Source organism: Tabrizicola sp. BL-A-41-H6 (assembly GCF_050632395.1).
In the GTDB taxonomy this organism is placed as follows: Bacteria; Pseudomonadota; Alphaproteobacteria; order Rhodobacterales; family Rhodobacteraceae; genus JAUYQR01.
Genome location: NZ_CP192600.1, coordinates 2311939 through 2327431 on the forward strand (window position 1 = coordinate 2311939; position 15493 = coordinate 2327431).

The window sequence follows — 15493 nt, forward strand, 5'->3', positions numbered from 1 at the left end:
GCGGCGTGAGCGGGCTCAGTTTCGTGTGGCTGGGGGCCGCGACTGCGGTGTTCGTGGCGGCAAATGCGGTGTTGAAAACCTATGCCGTGAAGGGCGGGGTGTCGGTTCTGGTGGGGGCGCTGGCGCTCTTTTGCCTTGGCAACTGGTTGATGGTGCATGTGATGCGTCTGAACGGGCTGGGGTTGGCGATTGCGCTGTCGGCAATTTTCCAGCTGGTGGCGATCACGGTGATGGCGATCTTCGTCTTTGGCGAGCGGCCGACCGCGCTGCAACTGGCCGGGATGGCGCTGGGGTGCGTGGCGGTGGCGATGATCGCCTGGCCGGCGGGAGCGAAGGGTTGAGCGGCGTGCGAGGTGCAGGCGTGGGAGCCTCCGGCGGGGATATTTGGAGACAGATGAAATCGGGGGCGGAATGGGCGTGAAAGGAACGGCGCTTCCGGTTCTGAGCGTGCTGGGGATCATTGTGGTCGTCTGGTATCTTGGCGCGGTCTGGCTGAATTCGACTTGGGTCTACGATCAGGCAGAGCGGGCGGGGACCACCGTTTCCTTTGGCGAGATGGTAGGCCAGACGATGGCGCAGGAGCGGCCCTTGCTGCCACCGCCGCACCAGGTGGCGGCAGAGTTGTGGAAGGGCGTGGCGGGTCAGGCGGTGACCTCGAAGCGCAGCCTCGTCTACCACGGGTTCGTCACGTTCAAGGGCACGATGATGGGCTTTGCGCTTGGGATCGTGCTGGGTGTGGCGCTGGCGATGTCGATCGTGCGGTTCCGGGTGATGGACATGAGCGTGATGCCCTGGGCGATCATCAGCCAGACGATCCCCATCGTGGCGCTGGCACCGATGATCCTTGTGGTGGCGAACCAGATCGGGGTGCAGGACCGCGATGTGCCGAAAGCGATCATCGCCGCCTACCTGAGTTTCTTTCCGGTATTGGTCAGCATGGTCAAGGGGTTGCGCAGCCCCGACCAGATGCAGCTTGATCTGCTTCGGACCTATGGCGCAAGCGAGACGCAGACGTTTCTGAAGCTGCGGTTGCCGGCGTCGATGCCCTATTTTTTTGCCAGCCTGAAGGTTGCGATCGCGGCAAGCCTGATCGGCACCATCGTCGGAGAGTTGCCGACCGGGGCCATCGAGGGGCTTGGCGCGCGGATGCTGATCGGGTCGCAATTCGGCGAGCCCCTCATCATGTGGGCTGCGCTGTTTGCAGCGGCGATCCTTGCGGGGCTGTTGATCCTGGGCGTTGGGGTGGTGGAGCGGTTTGCGCGGGCACGAATGGGGGTTCCGGCATGAGCTGGATCGCGGGAACCGTTGTTTTCTGGCTGACGGCCTGGGCGCTGAACGCGCGGGTGGCGGCGAGCGGTTGGGCGAAAAGCCGGGTGGGGCGGGCGTTCGTGCCGGTGCTGTTTGGGGTGACGATCCTTGCGGTATGGGAGGGACTGGTGCGGGGGCTGAACGTGGCCCCGGTGATCCTGCCTGCGCCGAGCGCGATTGCCACCAAGGTGGCAGGGTCGTTGCCGCTGCTGTGGGTGGATTTCGCGCAGACCTTTCTGAAAGGCGCGCTGCCGGGGTTTGTGATCGGCTGCGGCGCGGCGGTGCTGACGGCGATTGCGATTGACCGCTCGCCGTTCTTGCAGCGCGGTTTGCTGCCGGTGGGCAATTTCGTGGCGGCGCTGCCTATTGTCGGCCTCGCGCCGATTCTGGTGATGTGGTTCGGGTTCGACTGGCAGTCGAAGGCGGCGGTGGTCGTGGTGATGGTGTTCTTTCCGGTGCTGGTCAACATGGTCGCCGGTCTGCAGGCCTCCGAGCGGATGCAGCGCGACCTGATGGCCACATGGGGGGCAAGTTACTGGCAGAGCCTGTTCAAGCTGCGGCTGCCGGCATCGATGCCGTTCCTGTTCAACGGGCTTAAAATTGCATCGACTTTGGCCCTGATCGGGGCGATTGTTGCCGAGTTTTTCGGCAGTCCGGTCTATGGCATGGGGTTTCGCATCTCGACCGAGGTGGGGCGGCTTGGCCTTGACATGGTATGGGCCGAGATTGCGGTGGCGGCATTGGCGGGGTCGGTCTTTTATGGGCTGATCGCGCTGATCGAACGGGGGGTGACGTTCTGGCACCCGTCGCAAAGGCATTAACCAAAGGCCCGTAAAGGGCCTCAACACGGGAGAAGTTGATGAAAAAGCTACTGACGGGGGCGTTCCTGGCCGCAATGGCGACCAGCGCGCAGGCCGAGGACGTGACGCTGCAACTGAAGTGGGTCACGCAGGCGCAGTTCGCGGGCTACTACGTGGCGCAGGCAAAGGGGTTCTATGAGGAAGAGGGGCTGAACGTCACCATCCTTCCGGGCGGACCCGATATTGCGCCGACGCAGGTGATCGCAGGCGGTGGTGCCGACGTGGTGGTGGACTGGATGCCATCGGCGCTTGCAGCGCGCGAAAAGGGTCTGCCGCTGGTCAACATCGCGCAGCCTTTCGCATCCTCGGGCATGATGCTGACTTGCCTTGCCGACACCGGGATCAAGGAGCCGAAGGATTTCGCCGACAAGACGCTGGGCGTCTGGTTCTTTGGCAACGAATATCCCTTCCTGTCGTGGATGAGCCAGCTTGGCCTCAAGACCGACGGCAGCCCTGGTGGCGTGACGGTGCTGAAGCAGGGCTTCAACGTGGACCCGCTGCTGCAAAAGCAGGCGGCGTGCATCTCGACCATGACCTACAACGAATACTGGCAGGTGATCGATGCCGGGATCACACCTGAACAACTGGTGACCTTCAAGTATCAGGACATGGGTGTGGCCACGCTGGAAGACGGGCTTTACGTGCTTGAAGACAAGCTCAAGGACCCGGCCTTCGAAGAGAAGATGGTCAAGTTCGTGCGCGCCAGCATGAAAGGCTGGAAATACGCCGAGGCAAACCCGGACGAGGCGGCGATGATCGTGCTTGAGAACGACCAGACCGGCGCGCAGACCGAAAAGCACCAAAAGCGCATGATGGGCGAAGTGGCCAAGCTGACCGCTGGGTCCAACGGGGCGCTAGATGTGGCAGCTGCGGAAAAGACCGTGGCGACGCTGCTGGCTGGCGGGTCCGATCCGGTGATCACCAAAGCGCCGGAGGGTGCCTGGACAAGCGCCATCACCGACAAGGCGCTGGCGAACTGATCGTTTGACAGTGGAGGACGCGCCCGGTGGAAACACCGGGCGCGTCTTGCATTTGGCGGCGGCGGGGTTTTCCACCCGCGCACCCCCGGAGGATATTTGGGGAAGCGGAAGCCCGCAGCTTTTCAAGCTTTGTAAATCGTGTGCGGGCCTGTAAATCTGGCGGCAGCGTCCGGGGATTTCGATGCCGCTTTCAGCACTGACAGGAACACGTCTGCGCGAACGGCGGCTTGCCGCTGGGCTGCGACAGGCGGATGTCGCGGCAGCGGCTGGCATCTCGGCGTCGTACCTGAACCTGATCGAGCACAATCGGCGGCGGGTTTCGGGCAATGTCCTCGACCGGCTGGGCGCGGCGCTTGGGCTGGAGCGGACCGCGTTTTCCGAGGGGCGCGAAGCGGCGCTGCTGGATGATCTGCGCGCGGCGGCGGCGGCATCGGAAGGCGCGGGTGCCGAGGTCGAGCGGCTGGAGGAGTTTGTCGGCCGGTATCCGGGCTGGGCGGCGCTGGTGGCCGCGCAGCACGGCCGGGTGATGCGGTTGGAACGGGCGCTTGAGGCGTTGAACGACCGTATGACGCATGACCCACATTTGAGCCATGCCTTGCACGAGGTGCTGTCTGCGTTGTCCTCGGTCCGCTCTACCGCGGCGATTTTGGCCGAAACCGAGGATCTGGAACCCGACTGGCGCGAGCGGTTCCACCGCAACCTGCATCAGGACAGCGAGCGGATGGCGGTAGGGGCCGAGGCGCTGGTGGCCTATCTGGATGCGGGGTCGGGAGCGGAGGATGAGGGCTTCGTCGCCCCGCAGGAGGAGATGGAAAGCTGGCTGAGGTCGCGCGACTGGCAGTTCAGCGACGAGGAGTTGCGCCACGGCGTGGCGGGAGAGGTGGCGGGCCTTGCCTCGAGTGCCGCGCGGGTGCTGGCGGCGGGGCATGTGGCGCGGGCGGCGCGGGATGCGCACGACATGCCGCGTGAGGTTTTTATCGGGGCATGGCAGGCGGTGGGGCCGGACCCTGTGGCGCTGGCCGAACGGTTGGGGGCCAGCGTATCGGCGGTGATGCGGCGGCTGGCGGCGCTGCCCGAGGCGAAGGTCGGGCTTGTGGTCTGCGACGCCTCGGGGACGTTGACGTTTCGCAAGCCGTCGCCGGGGTTCCAACTGCCGCGCTTCGGCGCCGCATGCCCGCTGTGGCCCTTGTATGCGGCCCTTGGCCGACCGATGCAGCCCATCGAGGCGGTAGTTGAAATGGCGGGGCAGACCGGCGCGCGGCACCGTGTGATCGCATTTTGCGAGACGCGTCATCCGGCGGGCTTGCGGGGGCCGGAACTGCGCGAGGCCTCGATGCTGATCCTGCCGCTGGCGGGGCGCGAGGGGGCGGCGCTGCGGGTCGGGTCGACTTGCCGGATCTGTCCGCGCGGCGACTGTCCCGCGCGGCGCGAGCCGTCGATCATTACCGAGGTTCCATGAGGCACGCGGGCCTCGTTCGCGGCTTTGACAGGGCGCGCGGTTCCGTCGATAGTGGGGGTGGCCGACAGCGGCCGGGGGGAACGGAAGTGGCGCAGCACGTGCTCCTTGTCGAGGACGAGCCGAACATTGCCGAGGCGATCCGCTTCATCCTGACGCGGGATGGCTGGCGGGTGTCGCATGTGGCCGACGGGCTGGCGGCGCTGGCACGGGTGGCTGAAACCCGGCCCGATCTGATCATCCTTGACCACATGTTGCCGGGCCTGTCGGGGCTTGAGGTGCTGGCGGCCTTGCGCGCCGATCCGGCAACAGCTGCGACCAAGGTGCTGATGTTGACCGCGCGAGGGCAAGAGCGCGACCGCGAGGCCGCGAGCCTTGCCGGGGCGGACGGCTTCATGGCCAAGCCGTTTTCCAACGCCGAGATCCTGGCCGAGGTGCGCGCGATGGTGGCGCGCTGATGCGTCGGCCGAAGCGCCCGATGTTTCTGGCTCGTGCGCCCTATAGACGGCGGCGCTTGCGCGATGCGGCGCGGTTGTTGCCGGTGTTCGGCATCGCCCTGCTGATCCTGCCGCTCTTGTGGGTGGACGATGGCGCAGAGCGGCGCCTGTCGTCGAGCGACGTGATCTATTTCTTTGTGCTTTGGACGCTGCTGATCGTTGTGGCGGCGCTCTTCGCCCCGGGCCTTCGGTCGGGCGACGATGCGGACGACGAGACCGACTGAGATGCCGTTCAACATTCTGGTGGCGGCTTGCCTTGCCTATGTGATCGTGCTGTTTCTGGTTGCCTTTCTGGCTGAGCGGCGGGCCAGCCGGGGGCGTCTGGGCTTTCTGCAGTCGCCGCTGATCTACACGCTGTCGCTGTCGATCTATTGCACCGCCTGGACGTTCTACGGCGCGGTTGGCTATGCGGCCCGGTCGGGGCTGGAGTTCCTGACGATCTACTTTGGCCCGACACTGGTGTTCATCGGCTGGTGGTGGCTGCTGCGCAAGCTGGTCAGGATCGGGCGGCATTACCGCGTCACCTCGATCGCCGACCTGATCTCGGCGCGGTTCGGCAAATCGAACCTGCTGGGCGTGATCGTCACGGTGATGGCGGTGATCGCGGCGACGCCTTACATTGCGCTGCAACTGCAATCGGTGGTGCTGTCGTTCGGCGTCTTTGCCAGCGAGACGCCGGATGGATTCCTGCCGCCGGATGCGGAGCAGACCGCAATCTGGGTGGCGGTCGGGCTGGCGCTGTTCACCATCCTCTTTGGCACCCGAAATCTTGACGCCAAGGAGCAGCACCACGGCATCGTCACCGCGATTGCGGTGGAGGCGGTGGTCAAGCTGGTCGCGCTTCTGGCGGTCGGGACCTTTGTCGTGTGGGGCATTGCCGGCGGGATCGGCGAGACCATCGCCAAGATCGACGCGGCGAACCTGTCGGCATGGCAGATGCAGCCGGGGCGCTGGACCGGGCTGATCTTCCTTTCGGCCGCTGCCGTGATCTGCCTGCCGCGGATGTTTCAGGTGATGGTCGTCGAGAACGCTGACGAAGGGCATCTCGCCCGGGCAAGCTGGGCGTTTCCGCTGTATCTGATGCTGATGAGCCTGTTCATCGTGCCGATTGCCGTGATCGGGCTGGAACGGTTGCCGGCCGGATCGAACCCCGACATGTTCGTGCTGACCCTGCCTTTGGCAGAAGGTCAGGGCGGGCTGGCGATGCTGGCCTTTCTTGGGGGATTTTCCTCGGCCACTTCGATGGTAATCGTCGAGGCGATCGCGCTTGCGACGATGGTGTCGAACCATCTGGTCATGCCGCTTTGGCTGCGCTTCAGCCGTGCGGGGGCGCGGGGGGACGATCTGCGCGGCGTGGTGCTGATGGCGCGCCGCATCGGCATCGTTGGGGTGCTAGCACTTGGCTATGCCTATTACCATTTCTCGGGCGGATCGGCGGCGCTGGCAGCAATCGGTCTGATCGCCTTTCTTGGTGTGGCCCAGGTCTTGCCGGTTCTGATTGGTGGCATCTTCTGGCGCGGGGCCACGCGGGTGGGCGCCGTGGCGGGCCTCCTGACGGGGTTTGTGGTTTGGGGCTATACCTCGTTCCTGCCGTCGTTCGGGCCGGGAGCTGTGCTATCTGCTTCGGTGTTCAGTGCGGGCCCCTTCGGGCTGGAATGGCTTCGCCCCCACGCCCTGTTCGGCACGTCGGGCCTTGATCCAATGATCCATGCGCTTTTCTGGTCGATGGCGCTGAATGCGACAGCGTTCTTCTTGGGGTCGGTGCTGACCTTCCCGGGTCCGGTGGAGCGGCTGCAGGGCGCCGCCTTCGTCAACGTCTTTGAAGGCCAGATCGGGCCGCGACGCTGGGCGCATGGCCAGGCCGAACCCGAGGAACTGTTGGTCATGTCGCAGCGGATCCTTGGCGAGGACGCGGCACTGGCGCTGTTTCAGACGGCGGCCAAGGCGCAGGGCAAGGGCGGCTTTCTGCCGGACCCGACGCCGGAATTCCTTGGGGCGCTGGAAGGCCGGTTGTCTGGCTCGGTCGGTGCGGCGACGGCGCATGCGATGCTGAGCCAGCTTGTCGGGCGCGCCACGGTGACGGTCGAGGAACTGATGGCCGTGGCCAGCGAAAGCGCTCAGATCATGGAGTATTCCGCGCAGCTGGAAAGCAAGCAGGAAGAACTGACCCGCACCGCGGGCGCGCTGCGCGAAGCCAACGAAAAGCTGATGCAGCTGTCGATCCAGAAGGATGCGTTTCTAAGCCAGATCAGCCACGAACTGCGCACGCCGATGACCTCGATCCGGGCGTTTTCGGAAATCCTGACCGAAGGCGGGCTGGACGCAGAAACCGTGATGAAATACGGACGGATTATCCATGACGAGGCGAAGCGGCTGACGCGGCTTCTGGATGATCTCTTGGATCTGAGTGTGCTGGAAAACGGCACGGTGCAGCTGAACCTTGCGCTGACCAACCTGCACGACATGATCGACAAGGCGCTGATCGCGGCGCGCCAGACCCGGCCGGAACGCAGCTTTCAGATCGACCGTGACCCGGTGGCCGAAAACGTGTTCCTGCGCACCGATGCCGACCGTCTGACGCAGGTATTCATCAACCTGATCGCCAACACCCGCAAATACTGCGCCGCCGACGATCCGCAACTGCGCATCGCCGTGCGCTTGCGCGGCGGCAGGGTGATCGTGGATTTCATCGACAACGGCCGCGGCATTCCAAAGGATGCGCAGGCGCTGATCTTCGAGAAATTCGCGCGGCTGACCGATGGCAACCGGGCGGGCGGTGCTGGCCTTGGGCTGGCGATCTGCCGCGAGATCATGTCGAACCTTGGCGGCACGATTTCCTATCTGCCGGGGCAGGGTGGTGCTGCGTTTCGTGTGACCGTGCCGATCCGTCTGGAAAAGCAGGCGGCTTAACCCTTTGTGAAGGCTGATGCGTTTAGGCTTCAGGCGAACCAAGGGGTGGGCATGAGCGACGTCATTCGCCGCAAGATCGACCGGGCCGAAGCAGCCCAGCAGGACGGCGCCCCGGGGGCCGACCGGGGTTGGCGGCTGGCGCTGGCGCGAGCCGCGCGCAACGGGCTTGGCCTTGATGTCGAATTTCGTCGCATGTCGGTGCGCCGCACGTCGCTTGCCGAGCTTCTTGAACTGCCACCCGACCGGGCGCTTCTTGCGTTGCTTGACGGGCCGGAGGCGGGCCTAGGCCTGCTGATGCTGTCGCCGCCCGTGCTGTCGGCCTTCATAGAGGTGCAGACCATCGGCCGCGTCTCGCCGCAGCCCGCGCCGGGGCGCAAGCCGACCCGGACGGATGCCGCGATGGTGGCCGGCGTGATCGACGCGGCGCTGGTCGAGATGGACGATATCCTGGCCGAGGAGGCCGACCTGATCTGGGCTGGCGGGTTTCGCTATGCCTCTTATCTGGAGGATGCGCGGCCCCTGGGCTTGCTGCTTGAGGATGACGCCTACCGCGTTCTGGTGGCCGAGGTGGCACTTGCTGGCGGGGTGAAGACCGGCGAGGTAATTCTGGCGCTGCCCGCACAGGGGCGCGGCAGGCGGCCGGCGGTGGATGCGAAGGCCGAGGCGGATCTGGCCGGACCGCAGTTTACCTCGGCGCTTGGCGCACAGGTGATGCAGGTTGATTGCACGCTTCTGGCGGTGCTGGGCCGGCTGTCGCTGCCCTTGTCGCGGGTCATGGCGATTGCGGTGGGCGAGGTGCTGCCGCTGCCCGCCGCCGCGCTGGATGCAGTATCGCTCGAAACGCAGGACGGGCGCCGGCTGGCCGCAGGAAAACTGGGTCAGAACCGCGGGATGCGCGCGGTGAAACTGGCGCAAGGGTCAGCGCGCATGGCACCCGTCGCGCGCAAGCCCGAGGCCGATGCCGTCGCACCTGCAACGACGGTCACGCCCGACCAGCTGGAGGTCTGGCGCACTGCCGTGTGACCGCTACGGCAAGCGCCGTCGGTAATGCAGGTGATCAGCCCTTGGCGGCGGCAAGTGACTGGATCTGCGCGCGCAGATGTTCCAGCTGGTAGCCAAAGCGTGCGGGAAGATTGATCAGGTCATCTGCGGGCAGACGACCGGCATTCGCCAGCGCCCAGACCACCGACGAGCGGTTGCCAGATGCGCAATAGGCAAGGATCGGGCCGCTGGCCACGTCAATCGCCGCCGCCTGCGCAGCGACATTATCCATCGTCATTGCGCCGCCGACCACCGGATTTGCAACAAAGCGCAGGCCAAGCGCCTCGGCCGCAGCCTTCATCGCGCCTGCGTGCAGATGTGGCGGGATCTCGCCATCGGGCCGATTGTCGATGATCGTGGTGTAGCCCGCCGCCTTAATCGCGGGAAGATCGGACGGTTCGATCTGCGGCGAAACGGCGTAAGCTGGCGTCAGCGGGCGGATATCCATGCGGTGGCTTCCTTTTTGAAACGGCTTGAAACACGGTCAGGTCAGGTCAGGTCAGGTCGGGTCAGGTCAGGTCGGGTCAGGTCAGGTCAAGTTGGGGCAGCGGTACGGCGCGATGCGGCCCGCAAGGGTGCGGCTGCCAGCATACCGACGAGCATGGCGGCGAAAAAGGCAAGACCGCCTATGCCGCCGAAAGAAATCGAGGCAAGAGCCGGTCCGGGGCAAAGCCCGGCGAGCGCCCATCCGGCGCCAAACACCACCGAGCCCCAGATCAAGCCGGGGTCAAGCCGCTGCGGACCGAGCTGCGGGAGGGGGGTTCCCAGCACCGAAAGGCGCCGTCGCGCCGCCACCCGCCAGGCCACCGCCATCGGCAGGATCGCACCGCCCATCACGAAGGCCAGTGTCGGATCCCAGTCACCGAACACGTCCAGCCATCCCTGCACCTTGACGCTGTCAGTCATGCCGGAAACCATCAGCCCCAGCCCGAACACCGCACCGGCAAGGCCGGCAGAAATGGCGCGCAGCATCAGATCACCCCCCACAAATGCCGCAGCAAGGCCATCACCACCCCGCCCGCGCCGATGTAGATCACGGTCGCCACGATCCCGCGCAACGACAGCCGCGAGATTCCGCAGACCCCGTGGCCCGAGGTGCAGCCGTTGGCAAGCCGCGACCCGAAGCCGACCATCAGTCCGGCGAGAAGGATGACCGGCAGGCTGTCGGTCAGATGCGTTTGTGTGGTGAAAACCGGCCGCAGCAGCGCCGGTGCAACGATCAGACCAAACAGAAACGCCAACGTCTCGCGCCACATCCACCGGTCGGTGCCATCGACGATGCCGCCGACAAGACCCGAGGCCCCCATCACCCGCCCGTTCATCAACAAAAAGATCGCTCCAGCGGTGCCGATCAGGGCACCCCCGGCAAAACCCCAGATCCAGTCAGTCTCGATCATCGTCAGCGCCCCGGTGCAATGCGGTCACAACCCATTCAGCGGAACCTTCAGGTAGGAGGTGCCATTGTCTTCCGCTTCCGGCATATGACCCGCCCGCATGTTGATCTGCAAGGACGGGATGATCAGGCGCGGCATCGCCAAGGTTGCATCGCGGGCTTGGCGCAATGCCACGAAATCCTCGCGCTTCCGTCCCGCGCCGATATGTACATTTCGGGATTTCTGTTCTCCGACAGTGCTTTCCCAGGCAAAGGTGTCACGGCCCGGTGCCTTGTAGTCGTGGCCGACGAAAATCCGCGTGCTGTCGGGCAGGGCAAGGATCTTCTGCACGCTGTCGAACATCACCTCGGCCGATCCGCCGGGAAAATCGCAGCGCGCGGTGCCGAAATCCGGCATGAAAAGCGTGTCACCGACGAAGGCAGCGTCGCCGATCACGTAAGTCAGGCAGGCGGGCGTGTGGCCTGGCGTGTGCAGCACTTCGCCGCGCAACTGGCCGATCATGAAGCTGTCGCCTTCAGCGAAAAGCCGGTCGAACTGCGACCCATCGCGGGCAAAGCGGGTGCCTTCATTGAAGACCTTGCCAAAGGTTTCCTGCACCACGGTGATCCGCTCGCCGATGCCGATCTTGCCGCCAAGCCGTTCCTGGATGTAGGGCGCGGCGGAAAGATGGTCGGCGTGGACATGGGTTTCGAGGATCCATTGCAGGTCAAGACCCTGCTCGGCGATCGCCGCGATCACCGCATCGGCTGACCGGGTGTCGGTCCGCCCCGAGGCATAGTCGAAGTCGAGGACCGAATCGATCACCGCAGCGCCACGACCCTGCGGATCTTTGACTAGGTAGGTGATGGTATTCGTTGCCTCGTCGAAGAAGGCCTGAACCTTTGGGGCTTGCTGGACCATGACATATCCTCTTTGGCTGTACGCCGGTTTGCGAGCAAACGGATCAGATTTCAAGATATGAATGTGTAATTTCTGAGCGATTGACCTGAGTCAAGGAGCCACACGAGATGCCACGCTAGACGTGAAGATGAGGACAAGGAGTGCAGGATGCAAGCCCAGATGAAACGACCCCTGGCCGAGCGCAAATTGGCGCTGCAAGCGCAACTGGCGATCTTGAATGCGCGGTTGCAATCGATCGAGCGCGATCTTGAGGCGGAGCCCGACCGCGACTGGGAAGACGCGGCGATCGAAGCCGAAGACGACGAGGTGCTGGAGGAGACCGGCCTCGTCAGCCAGCGCGAGCTGCGCCAGATCGAAACCGCGCTGCACCGGATCGAGGCGGGCGATTACGGCATCTGCCTGCGCTGCGGGTCCGAGATCAGCGAGGCCCGGCTGGATATCCTGCCCTACACCGCATTCTGCAAGGATTGTGCGAAATGACGAAAGCCCCCGCGAAAGACATTGTCCAGCAAGAAGCCGCGGTGATTGAGGCGGGGATTGCCGCGCAGGCCACCGCGCTGGACCTGCTACTGGCCGAAATGCGGGCGCTGGCCACCCTGATCCCCGGACACCAAGAGGCACCGCGGAGCGACGCTGAGATCGAGTCAGAATTCGATAACATGCCGGTTTGACGGTCGACCTGACTTTGTCGGGGCAGGTTTGCACCGGCCCTTTTGGTGATATTGAGTGCGGCCAATGGCTTGCCACGGCGGCCTCCTTGCGGCTTTAGTTGCCGAAGGTTGGCGCAGGAGCGGGCATGGCCGCAGGCGACGTAAGTTCCGAGATGCGCGACGGGGTGCTGGTGGTCACGCTGGACCATGCGCCGTCGAACGCGCTGACGCAGGCGATGCGGGCGGCTTTGCTGGCATTGGTGCAGGCTCCGGGCGCGGCTGAGGCAATCGTGGTGCGCGGACAGGGTGCGGTTTTCTGCAGCGTGGTTGCGGGCGAGCGGGACCGGGCGGCCCCCGACCTTGCGACGCTGTGCCTTGCCGTGCAGGGTTGCGCGATTCCGGTCGTGGTCGCCCTCCACGGATCGGCGATGGGGCCGGGCGCCGAACTGGCGCTGGCGGCGCGGGCGCGCGTCGCGCGGGCCGGCACCCGGATCGCTTTCCCCGACATCGCCCTTGGCCTGCCGCCCGAGGCCGGTTCGACACAGCGTCTGCCGCACCTCGTTGGCGCGGCCGAGGCGTTGCGGATGTTTCTGACCGGGCGCGCCGTCCCGGCTGAGGATGCGCTGAACAGCGGCCTGATCGACCAAATCGTGCCTGAGGGCGAAACCGAAGCCGCGATCACCCTTGCGCGCCGTCTGGTTGGCCGTCCGAAAGCCGACCGTGGGCCGGGCGACCCGTTGGCTTATCAGGCAGCGGTGGCAGCGGCGCGGCGAGACCAGCAGGGCGCGATGCCTGCGATCAGGCGGATCATCGACTGCGTCGAGGCGGCGCTGGTGCTGCCGCTGGAAAACGGCGTGGCGCTGGAAGCCGTGGCGCGCGAGGATATGGAAGCCTCCGACGATGCCCGCGCGCTTCGCTGGGCGGTAGACGCGGAGCGGAGCTCGCTGGTGCGACTGGCCTCGGTGTCGGGCGGTTCGGGGGGCCACGTGCAGCATCTGGGCCTGCACGGAACCGGGCCGGGGATGGCGAGCCTTGCGTTGCTGGCCGTCACGCGCGGATTTGCGGTGACTTGGGTGGCCGAGGATGCGGCTGCGCTGGCACGCGGCATCGGGTGGGCCACCGAGCGGATGCAGGCAGAGGAACGGGCAGGGCGGTTGTCGGCGGCCGGACATGCGGCTGCACGGGCGCGTCTGACGACCGGTGAAGGTCTGTGGGCTTTGGCCCCGGCTGGGGTGGTGGTGCATGTCCTTGCACCTGGCGCGGCAGAGCGTTCCGGCCTTGCCGCCGACGCTGTGCATGTCGTGCTGGGCGGGGCGACCGGTGATATCGGGCTGGCGCTGGCCCGGTCTGGCCGGATGAGCGAACTTGCGTTGCCCGCCGGTGTCGGTGCCAAGGCTGCATCCGTCTTGACCGACGTGCTGCGCCTGCTGGGCGTGCCGCCTGTGCTGGTCGGCGAGCGCCCGGTCATGGGGCGGCGACTGGCGGCGGCAGGGGCCACGGCGCTTGCCCGGCTGACCGGGCTTGGGGTGCCGAAACGGCTGGTCGCGGCGGCGCTTGACGGCTTTGGTGCGCGGCTGCCTGATGCGGCACTGCCCGACCTTGGTGCCGATCTGCGCCCGATGCCGGAGGCCGAGATTCTGAACCGCTGGCTTGGCGCGCTGGCGAATGCAGGCTTGCACCTCTTGGAAGAGGGTATTGCCTTTCAGCCATCGGACATCGACCATTGCCTAATGGCCGGACAGGGCTTTCCGCGCTGGCGCGGGGGGGCCATGTATCAGGCCGACCGTCGCGGCCTGATGGTGTTGCGCCGAGATCTGCGGCTTTGGGCCGAGGACGACCCGGTCTGGGTGCCGTCACCGCTGCTGGACCGCCTGATTGCCGATGGGAAGCGCCTTTCCGCCCTGAATGGCTAGGTGCGTCAGCCCAGCAGGATGCCCGTAACCACCATCATCAGCCCCAGCGCCGAAACGCCAAGCGCCGCCATGTTGATCACAACCACGCGCTGCAATTCGGCCCGCATCGCGTCGTCCGACAGTCCGGCGCGCCGGGCCTTCATCGCGCGGAAAACGCAGTAGCCAAGCCCCGCAATCCCGGCAAACGAGACAAAAGCGCCGATCCAGATCAATGCCTGCATGTCGTGGTCTATCCCCGGCTGTTTCCGCGTCAAGGCGTTAGCCCTTCGGCTTGCCGCTGACAAGGTGGCGGCTGCCGGATCGGCGCTTGAAACCGGCGTGCGCCACGGGGTAGGAAGCGCGCGGCGGGGGATGCCCTGACCCATGAAGCCGAAAGACGAGGACCAGATGGCCGACCCGACCGATGCCTACACCGTGACCGCCGACGAACTGCGCCAGTTCATCGAACGCTACGAACAGCTGGAAAGCGAAAAGAAAGACGTGACCGAACAGCAAAAAGAGCTGATGGCCGAAGCCAAGGGCCGTGGTTACGACACCAAGGTGATGCGCAAGGTCATCGCCCTTCGCAAGCGCAAGCCCGACGAGATCGCCGAGGAAGAAGCGATCATGGAAGTGTACAAGACCGCGCTAGGGATGGCGTAAGCCTCAGGCCGAGATGAAGCGCACGCCCGGCATGGTGCGGATCAGCGCTACGTCGGCGTGATAGCGGGCGGTCAGGTCATCGACCAGTTCCTGCGTCCAGCCGGGCGTGTCGAGTTCCACGGTGACTTGATCGGCGCGCTGGAATCGTTCCAGAAATGCCGTGATCACCCGGCGGCGCTGCGCCGCACCCGCTGGCGGATGCGCCGCGACATAGGCACGCATCCGGGTGAACCCCTCGGGCGTCAGCAAGAGCGACATCAACTCGTCCGTGTCGGTCAGGCTGATGTCGGGGCTGTGGCCTGACACCGCTTGAAGCACCTCGTTCCAGATCAGCGGCGTATCCTCGTCGCACCAGACGGTCAGCGGCACGTTCGGGCAGTGATGCAGGATGCGCCGCACCGTATCCGACCATAACAGGCCACGCGGGTCGAGCCCGGTGAGGATGTCTTCGGTGCTGCGGGTCAGCACCTTTTCCTGCAGCGCCGGAAGGAAGGTCGCAGGGTTGCGGATCGCCAGATGGAACTCGGCGTCCAGAAACGGAAAGATCTGGGTGAAGCTAAGCGCGCGTTCGCCACTATAGCTGTAAAGCCCGTCGCGTGCCGCCCAGGTTGGAAAGCCCAGAAAGCTGTCCCAGCTGAGCACCACCCGGTCCGCCGCCTGTTCGCCGACGATCTGGCCAAGGATCGCGCCCTGCATCTCGGCCGACGCAGCGCCCCCCTTCAATTCGATCGAGGTGTCACGCAGAAGCTTGCGGTAACGCGTCGGCGCGGGGATCGCGATGCCCTGTTCTGCCAGTGCGGCGCGGTTCTTCAACAGGCACCGCACCAACCGGTCTTCGTCGGTGCAATGTGCGCCAAGGTGATAGATAATGCGCATCGTGCCCTGTGTCCGCCTTTGCCTGCCTCGGGCCGCTGCGGGCCATTGGGCACAACTATACGGGGT

The 15493-nt window shown here is 65.5% G+C and carries 19 protein-coding genes; 13 read left to right on the forward strand and 6 right to left on the reverse strand.

What is annotated here, in order from left to right:
• The first annotated feature begins 5 nt into the window (after positions 1-5).
• The 9 genes from ACROUL_RS11345 to ACROUL_RS11385 all read left to right on the forward strand — a co-directional run bounded on the left by ACROUL_RS11345 (position 6) and on the right by ACROUL_RS11385 (position 9034).
• A complete protein-coding gene (locus ACROUL_RS11345; protein WP_431299583.1) occupies positions 6-341 on the forward strand; it encodes a hypothetical protein in 336 nt (111 codons plus the stop codon).
• A 70-nt stretch (positions 342-411) separates the two neighbouring features.
• Positions 412-1287 carry an ABC transporter permease gene (locus ACROUL_RS11350; protein WP_431299584.1) on the forward strand — a complete coding sequence of 292 codons (876 nt, stop codon included), beginning with the start codon at positions 412-414 and terminating at the stop codon, positions 1285-1287.
• Positions 1284-2129, forward strand: coding sequence for an ABC transporter permease (locus ACROUL_RS11355; protein WP_431299585.1), 846 nt, complete (start codon positions 1284-1286; stop codon positions 2127-2129). Before ACROUL_RS11350 ends, ACROUL_RS11355 begins: the two co-directional genes overlap by 4 nt.
• A gap of 38 nt (positions 2130-2167) precedes the next feature.
• The gene (locus tag ACROUL_RS11360) at positions 2168-3148 is read left to right on the forward strand and encodes an ABC transporter substrate-binding protein (protein ID WP_431299586.1); all 981 of its coding nucleotides are present in this window, start codon (positions 2168-2170) and stop codon (positions 3146-3148) included.
• Positions 3149-3329: 181 nt separating this feature from the next.
• The gene (locus ACROUL_RS11365; protein ID WP_431299587.1) at positions 3330-4607 is read left to right on the forward strand and encodes a short-chain fatty acyl-CoA regulator family protein; all 1278 of its coding nucleotides are present in this window, start codon (positions 3330-3332) and stop codon (positions 4605-4607) included.
• An 86-nt stretch (positions 4608-4693) separates the two neighbouring features.
• A complete protein-coding gene (locus ACROUL_RS11370) occupies positions 4694-5062 on the forward strand; it encodes a response regulator transcription factor (protein ID WP_431299588.1) in 369 nt (122 codons plus the stop codon).
• A complete protein-coding gene (locus tag ACROUL_RS11375) occupies positions 5062-5325 on the forward strand; it encodes a hypothetical protein (protein WP_431299589.1) in 264 nt (87 codons plus the stop codon). Before ACROUL_RS11370 ends, ACROUL_RS11375 begins: the two co-directional genes overlap by 1 nt.
• 1 nt (position 5326) lies before the next feature.
• Positions 5327-8011, forward strand: a complete 2685-nt coding sequence (locus tag ACROUL_RS11380; RefSeq protein WP_431299590.1) for an ATP-binding protein — start codon at positions 5327-5329, stop codon at positions 8009-8011.
• Between the two features lie 51 nt (positions 8012-8062).
• Complete coding sequence (locus ACROUL_RS11385) at positions 8063-9034, forward strand: FliM/FliN family flagellar motor switch protein (RefSeq protein WP_431299591.1); 972 nt, start codon at positions 8063-8065, stop codon at positions 9032-9034.
• A gap of 34 nt (positions 9035-9068) precedes the next feature.
• Here the strand turns inward: ACROUL_RS11385 and ACROUL_RS11390 are convergent, their stop codons facing one another.
• The 4 genes from ACROUL_RS11390 to ACROUL_RS11405 form a co-directional block, all read right to left on the reverse strand.
• Complete coding sequence (locus ACROUL_RS11390; RefSeq protein ID WP_431299592.1) at positions 9069-9500, reverse strand: TIGR01244 family sulfur transferase; 432 nt, start codon at positions 9498-9500, stop codon at positions 9069-9071.
• Positions 9501-9586: 86 nt separating this feature from the next.
• Entirely contained in the window at positions 9587-10024 is a 438-nt protein-coding gene (locus ACROUL_RS11395; protein WP_431299593.1) for a DUF6691 family protein, read from the reverse strand.
• The gene (locus tag ACROUL_RS11400; protein ID WP_431301296.1) at positions 10024-10446 is read right to left on the reverse strand and encodes a YeeE/YedE family protein; all 423 of its coding nucleotides are present in this window, start codon (positions 10444-10446) and stop codon (positions 10024-10026) included. The genes ACROUL_RS11395 and ACROUL_RS11400 overlap by 1 nt, the downstream gene beginning before the upstream one ends.
• Before the next feature lie 27 nt (positions 10447-10473).
• On the reverse strand, positions 10474-11346 hold the full coding sequence (locus tag ACROUL_RS11405; RefSeq protein WP_431299594.1) for an MBL fold metallo-hydrolase: 873 nt from the start codon (positions 11344-11346) through the stop codon (positions 10474-10476).
• Between the two features lie 159 nt (positions 11347-11505).
• On the opposite strand from ACROUL_RS11405, the gene ACROUL_RS11410 reads away from it, so the two are divergent.
• From ACROUL_RS11410 to ACROUL_RS11420, 3 genes are all read left to right on the forward strand, one after another.
• The gene (locus tag ACROUL_RS11410; protein WP_431299595.1) at positions 11506-11826 is read left to right on the forward strand and encodes a TraR/DksA family transcriptional regulator; all 321 of its coding nucleotides are present in this window, start codon (positions 11506-11508) and stop codon (positions 11824-11826) included.
• Positions 11823-12017, forward strand: a complete 195-nt coding sequence (locus tag ACROUL_RS11415) for a hypothetical protein (protein WP_431299596.1) — start codon at positions 11823-11825, stop codon at positions 12015-12017. Before ACROUL_RS11410 ends, ACROUL_RS11415 begins: the two co-directional genes overlap by 4 nt.
• Before the next feature lie 125 nt (positions 12018-12142).
• On the forward strand, positions 12143-13909 hold the full coding sequence (locus tag ACROUL_RS11420; RefSeq protein WP_431299597.1) for an enoyl-CoA hydratase-related protein: 1767 nt from the start codon (positions 12143-12145) through the stop codon (positions 13907-13909).
• Between the two features lie 5 nt (positions 13910-13914).
• Here the strand turns inward: ACROUL_RS11420 and ACROUL_RS11425 are convergent, their stop codons facing one another.
• The gene (locus ACROUL_RS11425; RefSeq protein ID WP_431299598.1) at positions 13915-14130 is read right to left on the reverse strand and encodes a hypothetical protein; all 216 of its coding nucleotides are present in this window, start codon (positions 14128-14130) and stop codon (positions 13915-13917) included.
• Positions 14131-14296: 166 nt separating this feature from the next.
• On the opposite strand from ACROUL_RS11425, the gene ACROUL_RS11430 reads away from it, so the two are divergent.
• Positions 14297-14551 (forward strand): DUF2312 domain-containing protein, encoded by a 255-nt coding sequence (locus tag ACROUL_RS11430; RefSeq protein WP_431301297.1) that lies wholly within the window; start codon positions 14297-14299, stop codon positions 14549-14551.
• A 3-nt stretch (positions 14552-14554) separates the two neighbouring features.
• Here the strand turns inward: ACROUL_RS11430 and ACROUL_RS11435 are convergent, their stop codons facing one another.
• Positions 14555-15427 carry a hypothetical protein gene (locus ACROUL_RS11435; protein ID WP_431299599.1) on the reverse strand — a complete coding sequence of 291 codons (873 nt, stop codon included), beginning with the start codon at positions 15425-15427 and terminating at the stop codon, positions 14555-14557.
• Positions 15428-15493: the final 66 nt, after the last annotated feature.